Raw genomic sequence first — 21,975 nt, 5'->3', positions numbered from 1 at the left:
CCTCGGTAGTGACGGCCGCTGGCCGTCCGCTTCAGGCCTTGGCCGCTGCGCTCGCCGAGCATGGCTCGGCGCTACCGACACCGCTCGGCGATACCCTGATTACTTCCCGCGCAGGCGGCTGTGGCGGTAGCCGTAGCCGAAGTAGATCGCAAAGCCCACCGCCGTCCACACGCCCATCAGCATCCAGTTATGGAACGTCATGGCCGACAGCAGCGCCAGGCAGCTCAGCACGCCCAGACTGCACACCAGCCACGCGGCGCGGATGCGGAAGGGCCGCGGCAGGTCCGGCTGGGTGTGGCGCAGCACCAGCACGCCGGCGCACACCGCCGCGAAGGCGATCAGGGTGCCCATCGAGGTCAGCTCACCCAGCACGTCCAGCGGGAACAGCGCCGCCAGCAGCGCAATGCCGATGCCGGTGATCACGGTGTTGATGTGCGGGGTGCGGTACTTCGGATGGATCTTGGTGAACAACGGCGGCAGCAGGCCGTCGCGGCCCATGATCATGAAGATGCGCGGCTGGCCGATGATCATCACCAGCACCACCGACGACAGGCCCACCAGGGCGCCGATTTCCACGACGACGCGCAACCAGCCGAGCGTCGGGTGGGCGGCTACGGCGGTGACCACCGGCTCATCGGTACCCAGCAGCTGATACGGCACCAGGCCGGTCATCACCGCGGCCATGGCGATGTACAGCACCGTGCAGATCACCAGTGAGAGCATCATGCCGATCGGCATGTCGCGCTGCGGACGATGCGATTCCTGCGCCGCCACGGACACCGCTTCAAAGCCGATGTAGGCGAAGAACACCATCGCCGCGCCGCGCAGCACACCTTCCATGCCGAACTGGCCGGGACCGGTGTTTTCCGGGATGAAGGGATGCCAGTTGGCGGTGTCGACGTACTTCCAGCCCACGGCGATGACCAGCACGATCAGGCCCGTCTTCAGGATCACCATCGCCATGTTCATCGCCGACGACTTGCGGATGCCGTGGTAGCACAGCCATGTCAGCGCCAGCACCAGCAGCGCGGCAGGCACGTTGGCGATGGCACCGGTCGGGCGCAGCTGCCCATCCAGCGGTGCGCTGACCAGCGCGGCAGGCAGGTGGACGTCGAAGTGGCTCAGCAGACTGAGGAAGTAGCCGGTCCAGCTGACCGCGACGGCCGACGCGGATACGCCGTATTCCAGCACCAGCATCCAGCCGATGAACCAGGCCGCCAGCTCGCCGAAGGTCGCGTAGGTGTAGCTGTAGGCACTGCCGGATACCGGCACCATCGCGGCGAACTCGGCGTAGGCCAGTGCACAGAAGCCGCAGCAGATGGCGGCCAGCACGAAGGACAGCATGATCGCCGGCCCGGCGTGGTTGGCGGCGGCCTGGCCGGTGATGACGAAGATGCCACCGCCGATCACCGCACCGATGCCCAGCGCCGTCAGTCCCCATGGCCCCAGGGTACGGGTCAGACTGAGACCGTTGGCGTCTTCATGGGCGGCGTGCGGATGCTTGGTGGCCCACAGTTGCTTGAGCATGGTGTGATGGTCTTTCGGTGCGGGCAGGCCGAAGGGCCTGCAAAGGGTGCGGCATGATACCGAACGGGCCGGCAAAGGAGCCGGCCCGTCGATGCATCAGGGTGACTTGGCGAGCTTGCTGTTACGCATGCCGTAGCCGAAGTAGATCAGCAGGCCCAGGAAGGTCCAGCCGAGGAACAGATGCCAATGCACCACGAAGGCCTGCCAGAACAGGAACAGGCACATCGCCGCACCGAGCGGGCAGATGACCCAGACCAGCGGCACGCGGAACGGACGCTCCAGTTCCGGGCGGGTATAACGCAGCACCAGCACGCCCACGCACACCGTGGCGAAGGCCAGCAGGGTCCCCATCGACACCAGTTCACCCAGCACGTTCAGCGGCACCATGCCGGCCAGCGCGGCGGCCAGCACGCCCACCACGATCGTGGCCCAGTACGGGGTGTGGAAACGCGGGTGGATCTTGCCGAAGAACTTCGGCAGCAGACCGTCGCGGGAAATGGTGTACGCGATGCGGGTCTGGCCCATCATCATCACCAGCACCACCGACGACAGGCCGGCAATGGCGCCGATCTCCACGGCGGTCTTCAACCAGCTCAAGCTGGCATACGGCTCCAGCGCGGTGGCAACCGGCTTGTCGGTGCCGAGCAGTTGGTACGGCATCATGCCTGTCAGCACGGCGCAGACGATGATGTAGACGATGGTGCACACCGCCAGCGAGCCCAGCAGGCCGATCGGCATGTTGCGCTGGGGGTCCTTGGTTTCGCCCGCCGCGGTGGAGACCGCATCGAAACCGATGTAGGCGAAGAACACGATGGTGGCGGCGCGGAACACGCCGCTCCAGCCGAACTCGCCGCTCACGCCGGTGTTCTCGGGGATGAAGGGCGTCCAGTTCGCCGGATCGATGTGCGTCGCGCCAAAGCCGATGAACAGGCAGATGACGGTGACCTTGATCGCCACGATGATCGCGTTGACGAAGGCCGACTGGGTGATGCCCACGTACAACAGCCCGGAGACGGCCGCCACGATCAGCACGGCCGGCAGGTTGAACAGCTTGCCCGAGGCAATGAACTCCTGGCCGGTCCACGCGATCGGCGCTGCGCTCAGCGCATCCGGGAACGGCATGTTGAGCGTGGTGGTGATGAAGCTGATCAGATAGGCCGACCAGCCGACCGCGACCGAGGCCGAGGCGAACAGGTATTCCAGCACCAGGCACCAGCCGATGAACCAGGCCATGCCTTCGCCGAGGGTGGCATAGGAGTAGGAGTACGCGCTGCCGGACACCGGCATCATCGCGGCGAACTCTGCGTAGCACAGGCCCGCCAGTGCGCAGGCCAGGCCCGCCAGCACGAAGGACAGCATGATCGCGGGGCCGGCATGATTGGCGGCTGCCTGTCCGGTGAGTACGAAGATGCCCGCACCGATCACGGCACCAATGCCGAGCAGGATCAGGTGTTTTGCCGTGAGCGTCCGTTTCAGGGTGGCTTCGCCGTCCAGGCTGCCTTCGATGGGTTCGCCAGCGTCTACGTGTCCGGCTGGCTCAACCGGTTTGACCCTCAACAGAGCTTTCAGCATGCGGTACTTCCCTAAGTCATCGTGGAGCAGTCGGCGATACATGGCCGTCGACGCGTGTGGTGAATGAAGGCCATGCGAATGGCTCGCTGTACCTTAGCCAAAGCTGAAGGTGATGCACAAGCCGCATGTGCAACATTTTGTGGCGATAATGGCCGATTGGTTTGCTGAACACGCATAGGACATGTCGGAAACAACTACAACCGTTGCCGCGCTTGACGATCAGCTTCGTCAATTGTTGCGGGATCATGCGCTCCGAGTACCTGATCAAGCCGGGCTCGCTGACGAATTCAGCACACTTCTGGACGATCCCCTCAATCCCTTCCTGCGCGAGCGTCTCTCCGGCCACTTCACCGGCAGCGCGTGGCTGGTGAGCGCCGACGGGCGACGCGTGCTGCTGACGCATCACCGCAAACTGGCGCGTTGGCTGCAGTTGGGCGGGCATGCGGATGGCGATCGCGACCTGGCGCGTGTGGCACTGAACGAAGCGGAAGAAGAGTCCGGCCTGGACGGGCTCCGATTGGAGCACCCCGCGATCTTCGATCTGGACAAGCACTGGATACCCGCGCGTACCGACGTGCCGGGGCACTGGCATTACGACGTGCGTTTCGTGGTGCGTGCCGGCACTTCAGAAGCCTTCGTCGTCAGCGAAGAGTCACTGGAACTGGCCTGGCGCGACATCGCACAGATCGCTGCGGACCCCGAAGCCGACCCCTCACTGCAGCGCATGGCCCAGCGCTGGCGGTAGGCCGAAAAAGGGGACGGAGGGGATTAAGTCGTTATCCGCCGCGTGCAGCGGGCCGATAACGACTTAATCCCCTCCGTCCCCTTTTTTATCAGTACAGCACGCGGGTGCGCAGGGTACCGGTGATCGCGGCGAGTTCGTCGCGGACGGCGGCGGCTTGTTCGACGCTGGCGGTGATGTCGATCACCACGTAGCCGACCTTGGCGTCGGTGCGCAGGAACTGCCCGTCGATGTTCACGTTGTGGCGCGAGAAGATCTCGTTGACCTTGGACAGCACGCCGGGCACGTTGCGATGGATGTGCAGCAGGCGCAGGCTGCCGTGGTGCTCGGGCAGGGTCACTTCCGGGAAGTTCACCGCCGACAGCGTGCTGCCGTTGTCGCTGTAACGCACCAGCTTGGCGGCCACTTCGATGCCGATGTTGTCCTGGGCTTCCAGCGTGCTGCCGCCCACGTGCGGGGTCAGGATCACGTTGTCGTGCGCGGTCAACGGGCTTTCGAAGGCATCGCCGTTGCCCTTGGGCTCCACCGGGAACACATCCAGTGCGGCGCCGCCGATATGGCCGGATTGCAGTGCTGCGTCCAGCGCGTCGATGTCCACGATGGTGCCGCGCGCGGCATTGATGACGTGCGCGCCGCGGCGCATCTTCGCCAGCTCGGTCGCGCCGATCATCCACTGCGTAGCAGCGGTTTCCGGCACGTGCAGGGTGATGATGTCCGAACGCGCCAGCAGGTCATCCAGGCTGGCGGCGGCACGCGCGTTGCCCAGCGCCAGCTTGGCTTCCACGTCATGGAAGATCACCTGCAGGCCAAGGGATTCGGCCAGCACGCCGACCTGGGTGCCGATATGACCATAGCCGATGATGCCCAGCGTCTTGCCGCGGACTTCGTGGCTGCCGGCGGCCGACTTCGACCAGCCACCGCGATGGCACTCGGCGTTCTTCTGCGGGATGCCGCGGGTCAGCATGATCGCCTCGGCAATCACCAGTTCGGCCACGCTGCGGGTATTGGAGTAGGGCGCGTTGAACACCGGGATGCCGGCCAGCTCGGCGGCGTCCAGGTCGACCTGGTTGGTGCCGATGCAGAAACAGCCCACCGCGATCACCCGCTTGGCCTCGGCCAGTACGTCGGCCGACAACTGGCTGCGTGAGCGGATGCCGACAATGTGCGCTTCGGCGATGCGGGCCTTCAGCTCGGCCTCGGGCAGCGCCTTGGAATGCAGTTCGATCTGGCTGTAACCGGCCGCGGTGAACACATCCACGGCGGTCTGGCTAACCCCCTCCAGCAACAGCACGCGGATATCCTGCTTGGGGTAGGAGGTCTTCTTCGGCGACATGGGACGGCACGGCCAGTGGGGCAAGGGCTGTCCACTATGCCAGATGGCGAAGGCGATGGTGCGCTGCGGAAATGGTTGCATCCGTAGCCAATCGATAGCTCCAGCGGGGCTGGACGCTGGACGCGACCGCTGGCACGCTTGCGTGCTATTCGTGCGCCGCGCTGGACTGACATGACCGATTCCCGCCTTGCTTCCCTGCTGCAGGCCGTTCCCGGACTGCGGTTGAAGACCGATGCTGCCGACCTGGAGCATTACGGCCGCGACTGGACACGGCGCTGGACGCCGGCGCCGCTGGCCATTGCCTTGCCGGGCAGTGTCGAGGAGGTGCAGGCGGTGATGCGCTGGAGTGCGGCCGAAGGCGTCGCGGTGGTGCCATCCGGCGGTCGCACCGGGCTGTCGGGTGGTGCGGTCGCCGCCAACGGCGAGTTGGTGCTGAGCCTGGAACGGATGAACGCGGCGCTGCACTACGATGCGGTGGATCGCACGCTGGTGGTGCAGGCGGGCATGCCGCTGGAGGCGCTGCACAACGCGGCGCTGGAGCACGGGCTGATCTATCCGGTGGATTTCGCTGCACGCGGTTCGTGTTCGATCGGCGGCAACATCGCCACCAATGCCGGCGGCATCCGGGTGATCCGCTACGGCAACACGCGTGAGTGGATCGCCGGGCTGAAGGTAGTGACCGCGCAGGGTGATCTGCTGGAACTCAACAAAGGTCTGATCAAGAACTCCAGCGGCTACGACTTCCGCCAGCTGCTGATCGGCTCGGAAGGCACGCTTGGCGTGATCGTCGAGGCGACCGTCAAGCTGACCGACCCGCCACCGGCGAGCAACGTGATGCTGCTGGCGGTGCCCAGCTTCGACGTGCTGATGCAGGTGTTCTCCGCGTTCCGCGCGCGGCTGCAGCTGCAGGCGTTTGAATTCTTCACCGACAAGGCACTCCGGCACGTGCTGGCACATGGTGCCCAAGCTCCCTTTGCCGAGGTGCATCCGTTCTACGTGGTGACCGAGTTCGCCGCTGGCGACGAGGCGCAGGAAGCCGCCGCGATGGCTGCGTTCGAGGATTGCATGGGCAATGGCTGGGTCAGTGATGGCGTGGTCAGTGCCAGCGACGCGCAGGCGGCGCAGCTGTGGCGCTTGCGCGAGGGCATCACCGAGGCGGTGGCGCGTTACACGCCCTACAAGAACGATGTATCGGTGCGCATCTCGGCGATGCCTGCTTTCCTTGCGGAAACACAGGCGCTGATCGGGGAGGCGTACCCGCAGTTCGAGGTGGTGTGGTTCGGCCACATCGGCGATGGCAACCTGCACATCAACGTGCTCAAGCCGGAAGGCACCAGCGACGCGGAATTCGTGCAGCAGTGCGAGCACGTCACCACGTTGCTGGCGCAGGTGCTTGCGCGTTTCGACGGCAGTATCTCCGCCGAACACGGTATCGGGCTGGTCAAGAAGAAGTACCTGGACAGCACGCGCGGGCCGGCCGAGATCGCACTGATGAAAGCGGTCAAGCGCGCGTTTGATCCGCAAGGGCGGCTGAACCCCGGCAAGGTCTTCGATCTGTGACGCGCCGTTCGCGCGATGGGTCGGGTACGCTCTGCACACACCCTTCACGAGTAACCCGACGATGACCCGATTGCCTTCGCCGCTGGTTCCCTTGGCGCTGTCCCTGCTGGTCCTGCCGCTGGCAGCGGGTGCTTCCAGCTTTGCTGGTACGTCGGCCGGTTCGGCGTCGGGCGCGTCGTCGAATTCGTCGGGCAGCAGCTCCGGCGATGACAAGGTGGTCGTGGCGGCCCGCGACGATGCAGCCGCTTTCGTGGCCAGCGATGGCCAGATCCGCGGCGCACGGCTGCAGGCTGCGCTGGTACATCTGCGCGAGCACGATGCCGCCGCGCGTGAGCGCAGCGACCTGGCCCTGGCGCAGTCCCTGCTCGCACGCTGATGCGGGCCCGTCCCCGCGCGTGGTTGGCGTGGGGGCTGTTGTGCCTGTCGTCCGCCGTTCAGGCGGTTCAGCTGACGCCGACCGATGCAGGCCTGCGCGTCGAAGAACGTGCGCGCCTGGACCAGGCGATAGCCGATGTCGTGCCCCGTCTGCCGGCCGGGCTGCTGGCCGCACTGCCGGTGGACGTGCCGTTGCGCGTTTCCGACACGTTGCCTGCCCACGTGGCCGGGCGGGCGCTTGCCGGCGTGATCCTGCTTCCGCGCCGCATGCTCACCGGCAGTGACCCCGCGGCGGCAGATGCCCTGCGATCCACGTTGATCCACGAACTGATGCACGTCGCCGACCGGTCTGCCGGTGGCGGCTGGTCGCGCAGCCCGCGCCTGCGTGAGCTCGCCGGATGGCAGCGCCGGGTGTGGAAGCTCGGCCGAGGGGCCAACCACTTCACCGATCGAAATCCGGATGCCTACGAGCGGCAGAGTGCGGCGGAGTATCTGGCCGTCAATGCCGAACACTGGCTGCTGGATGCGGAGTTTGCCTGCCGGCGTCCGGCATTGGCTGCGTGGTTCAGTACGACCTTCGGTGCGGCGCCGCTGCAGGCGACGCCCTGCGCTTCCACGCTGCCGCTGGTGCAGGCCAGCGAAGAGGAGGGTGCTGTCGCCTTGATGCAGCTGGATCCGGCCCGCGTGTACGCAGTGGATTACCTGTTCGCCGAAGGCGGCCGCGTGCCGATGAGCCGCTGGGGGCACAGCATGCTGCGCTTGGTGATCTGCCGCGAAGGCAGGGCGCCGGGGCCCGACTGCCGGCTGGACCTGGACCAGCACCGTGTCCTGTCTTTCCGCGCCTTCGTGGGAGACGTGGAACTGTCCAGCTGGCGCGGATTGACCGGCGGTTATCCGTCACGTCTGTTCGTGCTGCCGCTGCAGCAGGTGGTCGACGAATACACCAAGGTCGAGCTGCGCGGGCTCGCATCGATCCCGTTGCAGCTTTCGCCGGCGGAGATCAGCGGCCTGCTCGAGCGTACCGCGCAGGTGCACTGGGGCTATGACGGTCGCTACTACTTCATCAGCAACAACTGCGCGGTCGAGACCGCCAAGCTGCTGCAGGCCGGCGTGCCTGCGCTGCAGGAACCGGGCATCGAGCGGATCAGTCCGCGCGGCCTGCGTCGCCGATTGGATCGGCTGGGCCGGCTGGATGAAACGGTGCTGGACGATCAGGCGGCGGCGATCCGTGACGGCTACTACTTCCCGTCCAGTGACCGCTACTTCGCGACCTTGTTTGCTGCCGCCCGCGCGGAGGTGAATCTGCCCGCGCGCGACGCACGGGCGTGGATCGACCTTGATGCGGATCAGCGTACGCCGTGGCTGCAGCGTGGCGGCCTGCGGGCCACGGCGGGCCTGCTGCTGCTGGAGCAGGCAGCCTTCGCGCGTGCTGAACTGCGGGCGCGCGATCAACTGAAACACGCGCTGCTGAAACAGCCGGACAGCGAGGGCGCGCGCCAGTTGCAGACGCTGTTGGAGGAATCGGGCCAGTGGCTGCGACCGGCGGGCTTGCTGACCGGAAACGGCTATGGCCTGCCGCAGGCCGCAGAGCTCACGGCGTTGCAGCCGACGCTGCACGACATCGCCGCAAACGCACCTGACGCCTGGAAACTGCTGCGCACGCAGATGCGCAGGCAGTTGCCGGACGCACAGCGCGCCGAGCTCGATACGCTGGAAACGAACCTGGTGTCGCTGCGCGCGCGGCTGCGTGATCTGGCGGCGGTGCCGATGCTGCCGGCTGAACCGCAGGACGCGGCATTGCCCTTGCGTTGACGGTGCGGATGTTAGCGTCCTGTGTGTAGCTATAACACAAGGAGCTTACATGCGCCCCTCTCTTTTTTTGTTGCCCACGCTTGCCGTAGTGGCCTTGGCGGTCGCCTGCCAGTCCGGTAATGAGCCGGCCGCGCCCGCTGCCGTGGTGCAGCCCGCCGCCGCGCCCGTGGCATCACCCGCTTCAGCGGATACCGCCAGCGGCACCGCACCGCAGGCCTTTCGTGCAACCGGCAACGAGCCCGGTTGGCTGGCCCAGGTCGGCACAGACGGCCATGTCGGCCTGCGCGTCGAGGTGGATCATGGCCAGACGACGTACGACGTGGCGGCACCCACGCAGGGTGCCGACGGGTGGGCGGGTACCGCGACGGATGGCACGCCGGTGAAGTTGAGCATCGAGCGCGTACCCTGCCAGGACACCATGAGCGGCGATTCGTTCGACGCCAAGGCGATGCTGACGGTGGGAGCGCGCCAGTTGCACGGGTGTGGGAGCTTCAGCGCGCCGTAGGCGCGGTAGCGCCGGCCCAAGGTCGGCGCGGCTGCCTGGTGACGAGGTCGGAAGGTTTGCGCCGAGCATGGCTCGGCGCGCCCGCCACACTCAGTCGGCGCGACCGCCGAATTCACCGGTTGCGGTGTTGACCAGCACGCGTTCGCCGTTGGCGATGTACTCCGGCACCATGATCTCCAGGCCGGTGCTCAGCTTGGCCGGCTTCGGGCGCTTGGTGGCGGTGCCGCCCTTCATTTCCGGCGGGGTCTCGATCACTTCCAGTACGACGCTGGTGGGCAGTTGGATGGCCACCGGCTGGTCGTCGATCACCTGTACATAGATGCCGGTAACGCCATCGGTGATGTAGCCGGCGTCGTCGCCGATCACGTCCGCATCCAGGGTGTAGGGGGTGTAGTCCTCGTCATCCATGAACACGAAGGCGTCGCCGTCCTTGTACGAGTACGTGGACAGCCGGCGCAGCAGTTCGACTTCCGGCAGGTTGTCGTCGGAATCGAAGCTGGCATCGAGCTTGTTGCCGCCCGGCACGCTGTACATGATGAAGCGGAAGCGGACGTTGCCGCCGCGTCCCTGCGGCGAGCTGCGCTCGATGTCGCGGATCTGGTACACGCCGTTGTTGTATTCGACGACGTTGCCCTTCTTGATATCGCTGGCTTTCATGATCGTATGGCTTGATTGGGGGGGTAGGGCGCCGTCCCGGCGCCCGGGGGAATCACTTCGGACCGAGCCGGGTGGCGCCGTCCAGGCGGATGGTCTCGCCGTTGAGATAGGTGTTTCCCAGAATGTAAGCGACCAGGCTGGCAAAGTCTTCCGGTTTGCCCAGGCGCGAAGGGAACGGGATCGACGCGGCCAGCGATTCCTGCACGGCGGGCGGCATGCCATCCACCATCGGGGTCCAGAAGACACCCGGCGCAATCGTGTTGACCCGGATGCCGAAGCGCGAGAGTTCGCGTGCCATCGGCAGGGTCATCGAGACGACGCCGCCCTTGGAGGCCGCGTAGGCGGCCTGGCCGATCTGGCCTTCGTAGGCGGCGATGCTGGCGGTGTTGATGATCGCCCCGCGCTCGCCGTCGACGCCGGCCTCGTTGTGCTGCATGCGGTTGGCGGCGGCCTTGGCGACGTTGAAGCTGCCGACCAGGTTGACCATCACCGTGCCCTGGAAGCCGGCCAGCGGCATCGGGCCTTCCTTGCCGAGCACGCGGCCGGCGCCGAGGATGCCGGCGCAGTTCACTGCGACGTTGAGGCCGCCGAGGAAGGTGTGGGCCTGTTCGATGGCTTGGGTGACGGCCGCTTCGTCGCTGACGTTGACCTGCAGGTAGTGGGCGTTTTCGTCGCCGAGCGCGGCGACGGCGGCGGCGCCCTTGTTGTCATTGAGGTCGAACAGGACGACCTTCGCGCCCTGGCCCACCAGATGTTCGGCCACGGCAAGGCCCAGGCCGGAGACACCGCCGGTGATGACGGCACGTACGTTGCTCAACTGCATTGCGCGGTCCTGCAGGTTCAAGAGCCCGCGATTCTAGCGGATGGTGGGGGCAGGGCTGTTGTGCAGTGCGTTGCGCCTGCGGCGCGGCCGAAGCAAAGGCAACAGCAACAGCCGAAGCGGCAGGGCGTCCTGTTGGGCGGGGCGGGGTGGGCTGGCGGGGGACGGCAGGAGCCGCTCCTGCGTGCCTTGTTTCGCGCCATCCATGGCGCTCAACACCCCCGCCAGCCCACCCCGCCCCACCCCACCTTCGACCGGTCCACGGTGGCCATGAAATCGTCGGGCGTGCGCACAGCGGTAGCGCCGACCCATGGTCGGCGGGATGCGTCAGGGGAGGGGAAATAGTGGGGTGGGACATGAGGCATAGAGCCGCCGAGCATGGCTCGGCGCTACCGTAGTTTGCGCACGAATTCTTCGGGGGTGAGGCCGGGGGCGAACAGGAAACCTTGGCCGACGTTGACGCCCAGTCCGATCAGGTAGCGGCGCTGGGCTTCGGATTCGATGCCTTCGGCGACAACGCCGAGCCCGAGGCTGCGGGCGATTCCGCAGACGGCTTCGCAGATCGCGGTGTCGGAGCGGTCACCGGGGACGCCTTCGGTGAACAGCTGGCTCAGCTTCAGCCCGTCGATGGGTAGCCGGCGCAGGTAGTTGAGGGCGCTGTAGCCTTCGCCGAAATCGTCGATGGCCAGCATCACCCCCATCTCGCGCAGGCGGGCGAAGGTGCGCAGGGTGTCCGGCGCATCCTCGATCAGTACGCGCTCGGTAAACTCCAGTTCCAGCGCGGTACCCGGCAGATGGAACTCATCCAGTGCCTGGCGCACCTTCAGTGCCAGGTCATCGCCGGTGAACTGGCGATAGGACACGTTCACCGCCACGCGTACCAGACCCAGCCCCTGGTTCTGCCACTCCCGCACCTGGCGGCAGGCCTCGCGCAGTGCCCATTGGCCGATGCGCACGATGTCGCCGGTGCTCTCGGCATGGGCGATGAACAGGTCCGGCCGCATTTCGCCCAACTGTTCGTTCTGCCAACGGATCAGCGCCTCGGCGGCGATCACCTCGCCGGTGCGCAGGTTGACCTGCGGCTGGTACACCAGGCGGAACTCGTCGCCTTCAAGGGCGCGATGCAGGCGGCTTTCGATCTGCAGGCGGTCGTTCTGGCGCTGTGCCAGTTCGGGCGAAAACACCTGCCAGCCGTTGCGCGTGCGTCGCTTGCAGTCATACATCGCGGTGTCGGCATTCTGGATGAGCTGCTGCGGACGTACGCCGTCGCGCGGTGCGCAGGCGATGCCGATGCTCGCGGTCACGACGAACTCATCGTTGCCGAACACGAAGGGCGGCACGAACGCGGCGGTGATGCGCTCGGCCAACTGCTCGGGTTGGTCGGCCTGGTCGCGGGTATCACAGACCACAAGGAACTCGTCACCGCCGAAGCGCGCAAGCAGGCCCTCGGTGCCGATGGCGCCGCCGATGCGGCGTGTGGCTTCCACCAGCAGTTCGTCACCGGCGTTGTGGCCCAGCAGGTCGTTGACGGTCTTGAAGCGGTCCAGGTCGATGTACAGCACCGCGGCCTTGCAGTGGGTCGGGTTGGCCAGGCGCACGCCGAGGTCGCTGAGCACGGCGTCGCGGTTCATGATGCCGGTCAGCGGGTCGGTCCGGGCCTGGATGCGCAACGTCTCTTCGGCCTGCTTGCGCTCGGTGATGTCCTGCACGGTGCCGGCGATGCGCGCGGCCTCGACATCGCCCTCGGATACCTCGCCGATCATCCGGATCCAGAAGCTGTGCCCATCCGCGCGCTGGCCGCGCAGTTCCAGCGTGAAGCCGCTGCGGGCGTCCACCGAGTTCGCCAGCGCCTGCTGCAGGGCCAGTCGATCTTCGTTGCGCAGGCAGTCCATCAGGTCGGGCATGTCGTCCATCGGCAGGTCCTGGCCGAGGATGCGGCGCGCCTCTTCGGTCAGGTACAACCGTGCCAGCCCACGGTCCCACTCCCATCCGCCGATGTGGGCCAGCGATTGCGCACGGTCGAACAGGGCGTTGTTGCGCTTCAGCTCGGTGATGTCGCTGAACATCGCGAACACATGATCGGCGTGGTCCCGGCCATTGCCGAACACAGGTACGTTGGTCATCGACAGCCACAACATCCGGCCACGCGGGCGGTGGTACAGGCCGATGATGGTGCTGCGGATGACCCGACCGGCCTGGAAGCACCGGTTCGCCGGCCAGTGCTCACGACTGAGCAGGTGGCCATGTTCGTCGACCACGATCCAGTCCTGCGGATCGAGCAGGGTCTGCAGGCTGGCACCGGTACCGGCCGTGCCGAGGATGCGGTGCGCCGCCGGATTGGCCGACACGACGTGCAGTTCCCGGTCGAAGAGGATCACGCCCTTGTCGATCGACTCCATCAGCAGGCGATAGCGCGACTCGGCCTGCCAGCGCCCGCTCAGGTCACGGGCTACGGCTACGATGCACGGCGCGCCCTGCAGTTCGAAGCCGGCCGAGTGCACTTCGACGGGAAACCGGCTGCCGTCACCACGCATGTTGGTGACTTCGATGACATAGGTATCGCCGCGTTGGAAGGCGGCCCACACCGGTTCGAGGTGGTCACTGGGCAGGTCGGGGTTCAACAGTTCGATGGGCTGGCCGATGATCGCCTCGCGCGGACGGCCGTAAGCACGCACGCCGGCACGGTTGAGGTCCAGCACCACCCCGGCCGAGCTGAGGATGCTGACCGGGTCGGGCACCGCGTCGAACAGGGCGGCATAGCGCTGCTCGGCGTCCTGGCGGTGTTGCATGGACTCGGTCAGCGCGTGGCGTGCCTGCTGCAGCAGGGCGTGATGCTCGGCCCGATGGGGCTGCGCGAGTGCATGGTCCAGAGCGGCCAGTGCGTCGTTCTGCGTGGCGGGGTGTCCGCCAGCGGCCAGATCGTCGCACGGGCCGCGGCTGCTCATGCAGGCGCCAGGGCTTTGCCGGTGCGGCTGCCGGTCGTTCGGCCAAGCCGCTCCGCCAGCCAGCGGCCGATCGCGGCCAGTTCGTCCAGGTCCACGCCGGTCTCCAGGCCCAGGCCGCGCATCAGGTACACCACGTCTTCGCTGGCGACGTTGCCGCTTGCGCCCTTCGCGTAGGGGCAGCCGCCGGCACCGGAAACCGCACTGTCCACCACCCGCACGCCCGCTTCCACGCAGCTGGCGATGTTGGCGATGGCCTGGCCGTAGGTGTCGTGGAAATGCACGGCCAACGCCTGCATCGGCACCTCGGCCGCCACGGCCAGCAGCATCGCGCGCGCCTTCAGCGGCGTGCCGACCCCGATCGTGTCACCCAGCGAGATCTCATAACAGCCCATCGCGTGCAGCGCCTTTGCCACGCGGACCACTTCGCTGACCGGCACCTCCCCCTGATAGGGGCAGCCGAGCACGGTGGAGACGTAGCCGCGCACGCGCACGCCATCGTGTGCAGCACGCTGCAGGATGGGCTGGAATCGTGCCAGCGACTCGTCGATGCCGGCGTTGGTGTTGGTGCGGTTGAAGGTTTCCGAGGCGGCGGTGAACACGGCCACTTCCTGTACGCCGGCAGCCAATGCACGGTCGTAGCCCTGCTCGTTGGGCACCAGTACCGGATAGGCCACGCCCGCATGGCGGGTGATGCCGGCGTAGACCTCGGCGGCGTCGGCCAGCTGCGGTACCCAGCGCGGGCTGACGAAGCTGGTGGCCTCGATGCTGCGCAGCCCCGTAGCGGACAGGCGGTCGATCAGGGTGATCTTGTCGGCGGTGCTGACCGGCTGTTTTTCATTCTGCAGTCCATCGCGTGGACCGACCTCGACGATGCGGACGGCATCAGACATCGCACAGCCTCCCGCGGTTCGGGAAGGAGAGGGAACAGCGGAATGAGGGGCGGAAATCAGCGATCACGGAACGTCCTGTCAGCGAGGTGGCGCGCAGCGCGGCAGCCACGAGGGAAATACACGCGGGCCACGGTGACAAACGGCCAGCGTGGGGAATGAATCGTTTGGTTTCAGGCCCGGCCCGCCGCGTTGCAGCGTAGGATCCGCGCGTACCGGGCGGCAATGCGTGAAGAATGCGCGGATCAGGCGTCTGCGGCCCAGCTCGGCGACCGTTTTTCCAGAAAAGCCCCCAGGCCTTCCTGGCCCTCGGCCGACACCCGCAGGCGTGCGATCAGGTCCGCGTTGGCCGCATCCAGTGCGTCGCGGTCATGGCTGGCCAGCACCTGGCTTACCAAGCGCTTGGCGCTGGCTGCGGCGATGGGTCCGGCTTTCTGCAGCAGGCTGACCTGTCCGGCCACAGCCGCATCCAGCTGCCCGGCGGTGACCACCTGGTGCAGCAAGCCCATCTGCAGGGCCGCGGCGGCATCGAACTGCTCGGCGGTGGCGAACCATCGACGCGACTGGCGCGGGCCGATGGCGGCCACGACATACGGTGATATGACCGCCGGCAGCAGGCCCAACCGGCTCTCGGTCAGGCCGAAGCGTGCCGTGTCGACGCCGATGGCGATGTCGCAGCAGGCCACCAGACCGACCCCGCCCCCGAAGGCGGCGCCCTGCACGCGGGCGATGGTCGGCTTGGGCAGTTCATCCAGGGTGCGCATCAGGGCCGCCAGTGCCAGTGCATCGACGCGGTTGTCCGCCTCGCTGGCCGCAGCCATCCCGCGCATCCAGTGCAGGTCGGCACCGGCGGAGAAAGAGCGGCCTTCGCCGGCCAGCACGACAACGCGCACGTCGGGGTCATTGCCGGCCTGACGCAGGGCGGCGGTCAGGTCGGCAATCAGGCCGGCATCGAAGGCGTTGTGCAGCTCCGGCCGGTTCAGGCGCAGGGTAAGGGTGGCGCCGGAGCGCTCGATCAGCAGGGAATCGGTCATTTTCAGCCGTGGGTACATACCTGTATGGATCATAGCGGGCCGAAGGTCATGGGCCATGACGCGGCGCGGCGATGGTAGAATTGAGAACCATTCTTATCACTGAGACGTGCGCGAGTGACGCTGTCCGATCTGCCCTTGCAAACCAATGCCGTGGTCGAAACTGTCCATGACACGCATGCCAATGACACCATCGCCCGTCGTCTGAGGGAGCTGGGCTTCGTCAAGGGCGAGTCCGTGCGCCTGGTCGCGCGCGGCCCCATCGGCGGTGAGCCGTTGCTGGTGCAGGTCGGGTTTACCCGTTTCGCCCTGCGCCGCAGCGAGGCAGCACGCGTGCAGCTGAGCGCCCAGCCGGGAGCGTTGGCATGAGCCCTGCTGCGGACCTGCCGCTGCGCGTTGCTCTGGTCGGTAACCCGAACAGCGGCAAGACGGCACTGTTCAACCAGCTGACCGGCAGTCGGCAGAAGGTGGCCAACTACACCGGCGTGACCGTGGAACGGAAAGAAGGCCGCATGCGTGCGCCGTCCGGTCGCGAGTTCGCCATCCTCGATCTGCCGGGTGCCTACAGCCTGCAGCCGGCCAGCCTGGACGAGGCGATCACCCGCGACCTGTGCCGCGGTTTCTACCCCGGTGAGGCCGCGCCGGACGTGCTGCTGTGCGTGATCGATGCCACCAACCTGCGGCTGCACCTGCGCTTCGCGCTGGAACTGCGCGAGCTGGGCAAGCCGATGGTGGTCGCGCTGAACATGGTGGATGCCGCGCAGCGTCGTGGCATCCAGATCGACGTGGCGGCGCTGGAGCGCGCGCTGGGCGTACCCGTGGTGGAAACGGTCGCCGTGCGCAAGCACGGTGCGCAGGCCCTGGTGGAGCGGCTGGACGCGATGGTGCCGCACCTCGGGGCACCGGTCGTTGCCGTGGATGGGCAGGGCGCGGATTACCACGCGCAGGTGCGCGCCATCCTCGACGCCTCGGTCAGCATGCCCACCCGCACCGCGAAGATCGACGACACGCTGGACCGCTGGCTGCTGCATCCGGTGTTCGGCCTGGTGACCCTGGTCGTGGTGATGTTCCTGATTTTCCAGGCGGTGTTTGCCTGGGCCACGCCGATGATGGACGGCATCGAAGCGTTGTTCGGTTGGCTGGGGGAGCAGGCCGGTGCGGTGCTGCCGGAAGGCCCGCTGGCCAGCCTGATCACCGACGGCATCATTGCCGGCCTGGGCGGTGTGGTGGTGTTCCTGCCGCAGATCCTGATCCTGTTCGCCTTCATCCTGGCGCTGGAAGAATCCGGCTACCTGCCGCGCGCGGCGTTCCTGCTGGATCGCATGATGGCATCGGCCGGCCTGTCCGGACGGTCGTTCATTCCGCTGCTGTCGAGCTTTGCCTGCGCGGTGCCCGGGATCATGGCCACGCGCAGCATCCAGGACCCGCGCGACCGCCTGGCGACCATTCTGGTCGCGCCGCTGATGACCTGTTCAGCGCGCCTGCCGGTGTATGCCTTGCTGATCGGCGCGTTCATCCCGGATGAAAAAGTCGGCATCTTCAACCAGCAGGGCCTGGTCCTGTTCGGCCTGTACATTGCCGGCATCCTCAGCGCGCTGCTGATGTCGTGGGTGATGAAGAAGTGGCGCCGCGACAAGAGCGAGCATCCGCTGATGCTGGAGCTGCCGTCCTACCGGATCCCGCATCCGCGTGACCTGGCGGTGGGCCTGTACGAGCGCGGCATGATCTTCCTGAAGCGCGTGGGCGGCATCATCCTGTCGCTGACCATCCTGCTGTGGTTCCTGTTGTCGTTCCCAGGTGCGCCGGCGAACGCGACCATGCCGGCCATCGATTACAGCTACGCCGGCCAGCTGGGCCACGCGATGACGGCGATCTTCGCCCCGCTGGGTTTCAACTGGCAGATCTGTATCGCGTTGATCCCGGGCATGGGCGCGCGCGAAGTGGCGGTGTCTTCGCTGGCGACCATCTATGCGCTGTCCGCGGCGGATGACGATGCCGCCATCTCGGCACTGACGCCGATCGTCAGCGATGGCTGGTCGTTGGCGACCGGTCTGTCGTTGCTGGTGTGGTTCATCTACGCGCCGATGTGCATTTCCACGCTGGCCACCATCAAGCGCGAGACCAACTCGTGGAAGCAGGTGAGCTTCGCGACGGTGTATCTGTTCGCGGCCGCGTACATCGCGGCGCTCATCACCTACCAGGTGACCGTGGCGCTGGGGGGCGGCTGATGGAGGCCGGCCTGCTGCTGCAGTACCTGATCATCGCCGTGGCCGTGCTGGTCAGCGCGTGGGTGGTGCTGAAGAAGCAGTTCCCGGGCGTCGTGCGCAAGGCACGCGGCGCGATTGCCGTGCGCCTGTTGCGGCCCGGAACGGAGGGCTGGCGTCAGTCGCTGGGGCGGCGCATCGCCCCGCCGGCCACTGGCAGCGCTGGCGCCTGCGGCGGTTGTGACAGCTGCGGGCCCACCCCGCCGAAGGCGCACTGACCAGTGACGTGGCGGCTCCTCCCTCGGACCGGTAGAGCCGACTTCAGTCGGCTGCTCCTTGCAGCAGGTAGAGCCGACTTCAGTCGGCTGGATGCGGCCGACTGAAGTCGCCTCTACCCCTCACTTGCCCGCAGTCAGTTCCGCACCAACCCGCCATCCACCACCAGGTTCTGGCCGGTAACGGCGCGCGACCACGGTGACGCGAAGAACAGCACCGCATCGGCGAACTCTGCCGGGGTGGTGACGCGGCGCAGCGGGGTGGCACTGGCGATGTAATCGAACACGGCCTCCGGCGTGGCCGCGCTGGCATCGGTCATGCGCAGCAGTCCGCCGGATAGCATGTTCACCGTTATGCCGTCGGGCCCCAGGTCACCTGCCAGGGTGCGCGTGAGTGCCAGCAATGCCGCTTTGGCGGCGGTGTAATCGTGATAAGGCACGACCGGAAGCTGGAAGAGGTTGGTCCCGATGTTGATGATGCGTCCGAACTGCTGGCTGCGCATGCCCGGAATGGCGGCCTGCACCGTGTTCAGCGCGCCGCGGACGCTGCCGTCGAACTGCGTCTGGAAGCTGCTCCAGCTGATGGTGTCGGCCTTCTCGCGTGCTTCGCCGTTGAAAGAAAAGTTCGCCAGCGCATTGTTGACGACAGTGGTCACCGGGCGGCCGAAATGTGCCTGTGCCAGCGTCATCAGGGTGTCCACCTGGTGGCGGTCGGTGACATCGGCCTGTACGGCCAGTCCCTGGTCACCAAGCTCCTGCGCCAGCGCGCGGGCGGCGTCGCTGCTGCGGTGGTAGTTGATGATCACCTGCGCACCCTGCACGGCGAACGCGCGGGCGATGTGCTGGCCCAGGCCGCGTGCTGCGCCGGTGACCAGCACCAGCTGTTCTTCAATCTTCATGGTAGGGCGCAGGATCGTGAGGCGGGCGCGCAGACTAGCAAGCTGCTGCGTGAGGGCGCGTGCAGTGACCGGATCGGGTCTCCAGCCCCCTGTGCAAACAGGTGGCCAACCGCTAGCCTCTGTGCATGAATCCGACTCCGCTACGTTTGCTTATCCACGGCGCCTCTGGCCGCATGGGCCAGGCCCTGTTGCGTCTCGCCGCCGAGAACTCCCAGCACGTGCAGGTGGTGGCTGCCTTCACCGGGCGCTCGCCGGCCCAGCGTGTCATCGAGGGCGTCCCGCACTTCGCCGCCAGCGAACTGGCGGGTGCACCGCCGTTCGACGTGGCCATCGATTTCAGCCTGCCGGCCGGGTTCGATGCGATCCTGGCACTGTGCGTACAGCGCGGTGCTGGATTGGTGTCGGGCACGACCGGGATCAGCGACGTCCAACAGGACACGTTGGCGAAGGCTGGGCAGGCCATCCCGCTGGTGTGGGCCTCCAATTTCAGCCTCGGCGTGGCGGTGCTGGATGAGCTGGTCGAGCGCGCGGCGCAGGCGGTGGCTGGCTGGGACTGCGATATCGTCGAATCCCACCATATCCGCAAGCTGGATGCCCCCTCGGGGACCGCGCTGACACTGGGCGCCGCAGCGGAGCGGGGTGGGGCACACCCCCATTACGCCAGCCTGCGTGCCGGCGACATCATCGGCGAGCACCTGGTGCAGTTCACCGGCCTGGGCGAGCGCATCGAACTGGTGCATCGCGCGAGCAACCGGGACATCTTCGCCCGGGGCGCGTTGTTCGCCGCCGGGCAGTTGGCCGGCAAGGCCCCGGGCAGCTATCGCGTGCGGGATCTGCTGAACGGCTGAACGGGAGGGCGGGGATCCGGGCCGGACGGCCCGCTGCGCTCGCCGAGCATGGCTCGGCGCTACCGGTGGGCCTGCGATGCCGGTGGGCCCGCGCGACCGGCCCGCCTTTCCGCAACGCAGCGCTGGCGCGCGCGCCCACATGCGTCTACAATTCGCACTCGCCGAAACACGATAGCCGGACCGGTCCAGAACCGTACGTCCGCGCTTTTTTGCAACCGGTTTTTACCGTGAGCGCAGGCGTGACCTTCGGTACCCCATCGGTAGCCAAAGTGAGATTTCCGTGACCCAAGCCGCAATCCTCGTCCTCGAAGACGGCACCGTATTCGAGGGCGAATCCGTAGGCGCGCCCGGCCTGTCCGTTGGCGAAGTGGTGTTCAACACCGCCATGACCGGTTATCAGGAAGTCCTGACCGACCCGTCCTACGCCCGGCAGATGGTCACGCTGACCTACCCGCACATCGGCAACACCGGCATGACCGATCAGGACAATGAAGCGTCCAAGGTGTGGTCCGCCGGCCTGATCGTGCGCGATGTGCCGCGCCGGCCCAGCAGCTGGCGCAGCCAGGTTTCGCTGCAGGACTGGCTGCTGCAGCGCGGCGTGGTGGCCATCTCCGGCATCGACACCCGCAAGCTGACCCGCATCCTGCGCGAGAAGGGTGCGCAGAACGGCGCGCTGATGGCTGGTGAAGGCCTCAGCGTGGAAAAGGCACTGGAGGCGGCGCGCAGCTTCCCCGGTTTGAAGGGCATGGACCTGGCCAAGGTCGTGTCGACCGAAACGACCTATACGTGGACCGAAGGCCAGCTGGACCTGGACGCCAACACGTTCGTCAGCGTGCCGTCGCAGTACAAGGTCGTGGCCTACGACTACGGCGTGAAGACCAATATCCTGCGCATGCTGGCCGAGCGCGGCTGCGAGGTCACCGTGGTGCCTGCACAGACGCCGGCGGCCGATGTGCTGGCGATGAAGCCCGACGGCGTGTTCCTGTCCAACGGCCCGGGTGATCCGGAACCGTGCGACTACGCGATTGCGGCGATCAAGACCGTACTGGACGCCAAGGTGCCGACCTTCGGCATCTGCCTGGGCCACCAGCTGCTCGCGCTGGCCTCTGGTGCCAGCACGATGAAGATGGGCCTTGGCCACCACGGTGCCAACCACCCGGTGCAGGATCTGGACACGGGCCGGGTGATGATCACCTCGCAGAACCACGGTTTCGCGGTGGATGAGGCGACCCTGCCGGCCACGTTGCGGGTCACCCACCGGTCGCTGTTCGACGGTACCAACCAAGGCATCGCGCGCACCGACGTGCCGGCGTTCTCGTTCCAGGGCCATCCCGAAGCGTCGCCCGGCCCGACCGATGTCGGCCCGCTGTTCGATCGTTTCGTGACCCTGATGGCGGGAGCCCGCGCCTGATGCGCGTTCCTGCACTGCTGGCCGGGCTGTTGCTGGCCGGCGCCGCCAGCGCACAGCCGGCCACCCCGGCCGAGGTGGCGGTCATCATGCATCAGCTCGGCATGGAAGGCCTGGGCCGGAACAGCGCGGACGTGCTGTTCAGTGTGTCGCCCACGTTGCAGGCGCTCGACGACAGCGGACGCGACTGCGCCGCCACACAGATCGGCAAGCTGCTGGATGCGCATTTCCAGCAGCAGATCGCCGGCAACCTGGGTGACGACGGCGCGGCACTGGTCGTTGAGTTCACGCAGTTCCTGGCCACGCCTGCCGGCAAGGACATGGGTCGCACCTTCCAGGCCAGCGCCGCGGCGCAACAGGGTGCGAACGCCGAAGCACCGCAGGTAAGCGAAGCGAACAAGGTGGAAATCGCCCGGTTCATGGGCACGCCTGCATTTCAACGTTTCATCGAAGGAATCAGTGCCGACGGCGGGATGCCGGAGAACATCGGCGAAGCGATGTCCGGCGCGCTGAAGCGCGAATGCCGCATCGATTTCGACCCGGAACAGATGTCCTGATCGTCAGCGTGCGATCAC

The 21,975-nt window shown here is 66.8% G+C and carries 19 protein-coding genes and 1 pseudogene; 11 read left to right on the top strand and 9 right to left on the bottom strand.

The window, feature by feature from the left end; translation table 11 throughout:
- Positions 1 to 99: 99 nt before the first annotated feature.
- Positions 100 to 1,527 carry an amino acid permease gene (locus ICJ04_RS10335; RefSeq protein ID WP_188324184.1) on the bottom strand — a complete coding sequence of 476 codons (1,428 nt, stop codon included), beginning with the start codon at positions 1,525 to 1,527 and terminating at the stop codon, positions 100 to 102.
- Positions 1,528 to 1,623: 96 nt separating this feature from the next.
- Positions 1,624 to 3,099, bottom strand: coding sequence for an amino acid permease (locus tag ICJ04_RS10330; protein ID WP_188324183.1), 1,476 nt, complete (start codon positions 3,097 to 3,099; stop codon positions 1,624 to 1,626).
- A gap of 181 nt (positions 3,100 to 3,280) precedes the next feature.
- Here ICJ04_RS10330 and ICJ04_RS10325 point away from each other — a divergent pair, with 181 nt between their 5' ends.
- Positions 3,281 to 3,844 (top strand): NUDIX hydrolase, encoded by a 564-nt coding sequence (locus ICJ04_RS10325; protein ID WP_188324182.1) that lies wholly within the window; start codon positions 3,281 to 3,283, stop codon positions 3,842 to 3,844.
- Positions 3,845 to 3,932: 88 nt separating this feature from the next.
- Here the strand turns inward: ICJ04_RS10325 and serA are convergent, their stop codons facing one another.
- Positions 3,933 to 5,174 (bottom strand): phosphoglycerate dehydrogenase, encoded by a 1,242-nt coding sequence (gene serA / locus ICJ04_RS10320; RefSeq protein WP_188324181.1) that lies wholly within the window; start codon positions 5,172 to 5,174, stop codon positions 3,933 to 3,935.
- A gap of 171 nt (positions 5,175 to 5,345) precedes the next feature.
- On the opposite strand from serA, the gene ICJ04_RS10315 reads away from it, so the two are divergent.
- The 4 genes and pseudogenes from ICJ04_RS10315 to ICJ04_RS10300 all read left to right on the top strand — a co-directional run.
- A complete protein-coding gene (locus ICJ04_RS10315) occupies positions 5,346 to 6,734 on the top strand; it encodes an FAD-binding oxidoreductase (protein WP_188324180.1) in 1,389 nt (462 codons plus the stop codon).
- Between the two features lie 70 nt (positions 6,735 to 6,804).
- The gene (locus tag ICJ04_RS10310) at positions 6,805 to 7,110 is read left to right on the top strand and encodes a DUF2388 domain-containing protein (RefSeq protein ID WP_188327291.1); all 306 of its coding nucleotides are present in this window, start codon (positions 6,805 to 6,807) and stop codon (positions 7,108 to 7,110) included.
- On the top strand, positions 7,110 to 8,921 hold the full coding sequence (locus tag ICJ04_RS10305) for a DUF4105 domain-containing protein (protein WP_188324179.1): 1,812 nt from the start codon (positions 7,110 to 7,112) through the stop codon (positions 8,919 to 8,921). Before ICJ04_RS10310 ends, ICJ04_RS10305 begins: the two co-directional genes overlap by 1 nt.
- 187 nt (positions 8,922 to 9,108) lie before the next feature.
- A pseudogene (locus tag ICJ04_RS10300) lies at positions 9,109 to 9,426 on the top strand (hypothetical protein); the annotation flags it as partial.
- A 90-nt stretch (positions 9,427 to 9,516) separates the two neighbouring features.
- Here the strand turns inward: ICJ04_RS10300 and yeiP are convergent.
- The 5 genes from yeiP to ICJ04_RS10275 all read right to left on the bottom strand — a co-directional run bounded on the left by yeiP (position 9,517) and on the right by ICJ04_RS10275 (position 15,769).
- Positions 9,517 to 10,083, bottom strand: a complete 567-nt coding sequence (yeiP, locus tag ICJ04_RS10295; RefSeq protein WP_188324177.1) for an elongation factor P-like protein YeiP — start codon at positions 10,081 to 10,083, stop codon at positions 9,517 to 9,519.
- Between the two features lie 52 nt (positions 10,084 to 10,135).
- Positions 10,136 to 10,906 (bottom strand): SDR family oxidoreductase, encoded by a 771-nt coding sequence (locus ICJ04_RS10290; protein WP_188324176.1) that lies wholly within the window; start codon positions 10,904 to 10,906, stop codon positions 10,136 to 10,138.
- Between the two features lie 386 nt (positions 10,907 to 11,292).
- Positions 11,293 to 13,848: an EAL domain-containing protein gene (locus ICJ04_RS10285; RefSeq protein ID WP_188324175.1), complete on the bottom strand. Its 2,556-nt coding sequence runs from the start codon at positions 13,846 to 13,848 to the stop codon at positions 11,293 to 11,295.
- On the bottom strand, positions 13,845 to 14,738 hold the full coding sequence (locus ICJ04_RS10280) for a hydroxymethylglutaryl-CoA lyase (RefSeq protein WP_188324174.1): 894 nt from the start codon (positions 14,736 to 14,738) through the stop codon (positions 13,845 to 13,847). Before ICJ04_RS10280 ends, ICJ04_RS10285 begins: the two co-directional genes overlap by 4 nt.
- A 242-nt stretch (positions 14,739 to 14,980) precedes the next feature.
- Positions 14,981 to 15,769 (bottom strand): enoyl-CoA hydratase/isomerase family protein, encoded by a 789-nt coding sequence (locus tag ICJ04_RS10275; protein ID WP_188324173.1) that lies wholly within the window; start codon positions 15,767 to 15,769, stop codon positions 14,981 to 14,983.
- A 114-nt stretch (positions 15,770 to 15,883) separates the two neighbouring features.
- On the opposite strand from ICJ04_RS10275, the gene ICJ04_RS10270 reads away from it, so the two are divergent.
- The 3 genes from ICJ04_RS10270 to ICJ04_RS10260 are packed head-to-tail and all read left to right on the top strand — an operon-like array spanning position 15,884 to position 18,248.
- Positions 15,884 to 16,135: a FeoA family protein gene (locus ICJ04_RS10270; RefSeq protein WP_188324172.1), complete on the top strand. Its 252-nt coding sequence runs from the start codon at positions 15,884 to 15,886 to the stop codon at positions 16,133 to 16,135.
- On the top strand, positions 16,132 to 17,994 hold the full coding sequence (locus tag ICJ04_RS10265) for a ferrous iron transporter B (RefSeq protein ID WP_188324171.1): 1,863 nt from the start codon (positions 16,132 to 16,134) through the stop codon (positions 17,992 to 17,994). Before ICJ04_RS10270 ends, ICJ04_RS10265 begins: the two co-directional genes overlap by 4 nt.
- On the top strand, positions 17,994 to 18,248 hold the full coding sequence (locus ICJ04_RS10260) for a DUF6587 family protein (RefSeq protein ID WP_188324170.1): 255 nt from the start codon (positions 17,994 to 17,996) through the stop codon (positions 18,246 to 18,248). Before ICJ04_RS10265 ends, ICJ04_RS10260 begins: the two co-directional genes overlap by 1 nt.
- A 134-nt stretch (positions 18,249 to 18,382) precedes the next feature.
- Here the strand turns inward: ICJ04_RS10260 and ICJ04_RS10255 are convergent, their stop codons facing one another.
- Positions 18,383 to 19,144 carry a 3-oxoacyl-ACP reductase gene (locus ICJ04_RS10255; RefSeq protein WP_188324169.1) on the bottom strand — a complete coding sequence of 254 codons (762 nt, stop codon included), beginning with the start codon at positions 19,142 to 19,144 and terminating at the stop codon, positions 18,383 to 18,385.
- Between the two features lie 125 nt (positions 19,145 to 19,269).
- On the opposite strand from ICJ04_RS10255, the gene ICJ04_RS10250 reads away from it, so the two are divergent.
- The 3 genes from ICJ04_RS10250 to ICJ04_RS10240 all read left to right on the top strand — a co-directional run bounded on the left by ICJ04_RS10250 (position 19,270) and on the right by ICJ04_RS10240 (position 21,957).
- Positions 19,270 to 19,992, top strand: coding sequence for a dihydrodipicolinate reductase C-terminal domain-containing protein (locus tag ICJ04_RS10250; RefSeq protein ID WP_188324168.1), 723 nt, complete (start codon positions 19,270 to 19,272; stop codon positions 19,990 to 19,992).
- A 280-nt stretch (positions 19,993 to 20,272) separates the two neighbouring features.
- Positions 20,273 to 21,403, top strand: coding sequence for a glutamine-hydrolyzing carbamoyl-phosphate synthase small subunit (gene carA, locus ICJ04_RS10245; RefSeq protein WP_188324167.1), 1,131 nt, complete (start codon positions 20,273 to 20,275; stop codon positions 21,401 to 21,403).
- Positions 21,403 to 21,957, top strand: coding sequence for a hypothetical protein (locus ICJ04_RS10240; protein WP_188324166.1), 555 nt, complete (start codon positions 21,403 to 21,405; stop codon positions 21,955 to 21,957). The genes carA and ICJ04_RS10240 overlap by 1 nt, the downstream gene beginning before the upstream one ends.
- Positions 21,958 to 21,975: the final 18 nt, after the last annotated feature.

This window comes from Stenotrophomonas sp. 169 (assembly GCF_014621775.1).
In the GTDB taxonomy this organism is placed as follows: Bacteria; Pseudomonadota; Gammaproteobacteria; order Xanthomonadales; family Xanthomonadaceae; genus Stenotrophomonas.
This window is presented reverse-complemented; position numbering and strand designations above follow the sequence as displayed.

Coding starts and splice junctions, on each gene's coding strand:
- ICJ04_RS10275 (WP_188324173.1), bottom strand. CDS start 15,769: ATGACCGATTCCCTGCTGATCGAGCGCTCCGGCGCCACCCTTACCCTG.
- ICJ04_RS10240 (WP_188324166.1), top strand. CDS start 21,403: ATGCGCGTTCCTGCACTGCTGGCCGGGCTGTTGCTGGCCGGCGCCGCC.
- ICJ04_RS10330 (WP_188324183.1), bottom strand. CDS start 3,099: ATGCTGAAAGCTCTGTTGAGGGTCAAACCGGTTGAGCCAGCCGGACAC.
- yeiP (WP_188324177.1), bottom strand. CDS start 10,083: ATGAAAGCCAGCGATATCAAGAAGGGCAACGTCGTCGAATACAACAAC.
- serA (WP_188324181.1), bottom strand. CDS start 5,174: ATGTCGCCGAAGAAGACCTCCTACCCCAAGCAGGATATCCGCGTGCTG.
- ICJ04_RS10255 (WP_188324169.1), bottom strand. CDS start 19,144: ATGAAGATTGAAGAACAGCTGGTGCTGGTCACCGGCGCAGCACGCGGC.
- ICJ04_RS10335 (WP_188324184.1), bottom strand. CDS start 1,527: ATGCTCAAGCAACTGTGGGCCACCAAGCATCCGCACGCCGCCCATGAA.
- ICJ04_RS10250 (WP_188324168.1), top strand. CDS start 19,270: ATGAATCCGACTCCGCTACGTTTGCTTATCCACGGCGCCTCTGGCCGC.
- ICJ04_RS10325 (WP_188324182.1), top strand. CDS start 3,281: ATGTCGGAAACAACTACAACCGTTGCCGCGCTTGACGATCAGCTTCGT.
- ICJ04_RS10260 (WP_188324170.1), top strand. CDS start 17,994: ATGGAGGCCGGCCTGCTGCTGCAGTACCTGATCATCGCCGTGGCCGTG.
- ICJ04_RS10285 (WP_188324175.1), bottom strand. CDS start 13,848: ATGAGCAGCCGCGGCCCGTGCGACGATCTGGCCGCTGGCGGACACCCC.
- ICJ04_RS10290 (WP_188324176.1), bottom strand. CDS start 10,906: ATGCAGTTGAGCAACGTACGTGCCGTCATCACCGGCGGTGTCTCCGGC.
- ICJ04_RS10315 (WP_188324180.1), top strand. CDS start 5,346: ATGACCGATTCCCGCCTTGCTTCCCTGCTGCAGGCCGTTCCCGGACTG.
- ICJ04_RS10305 (WP_188324179.1), top strand. CDS start 7,110: ATGCGGGCCCGTCCCCGCGCGTGGTTGGCGTGGGGGCTGTTGTGCCTG.
- ICJ04_RS10265 (WP_188324171.1), top strand. CDS start 16,132: ATGAGCCCTGCTGCGGACCTGCCGCTGCGCGTTGCTCTGGTCGGTAAC.
- ICJ04_RS10280 (WP_188324174.1), bottom strand. CDS start 14,738: ATGTCTGATGCCGTCCGCATCGTCGAGGTCGGTCCACGCGATGGACTG.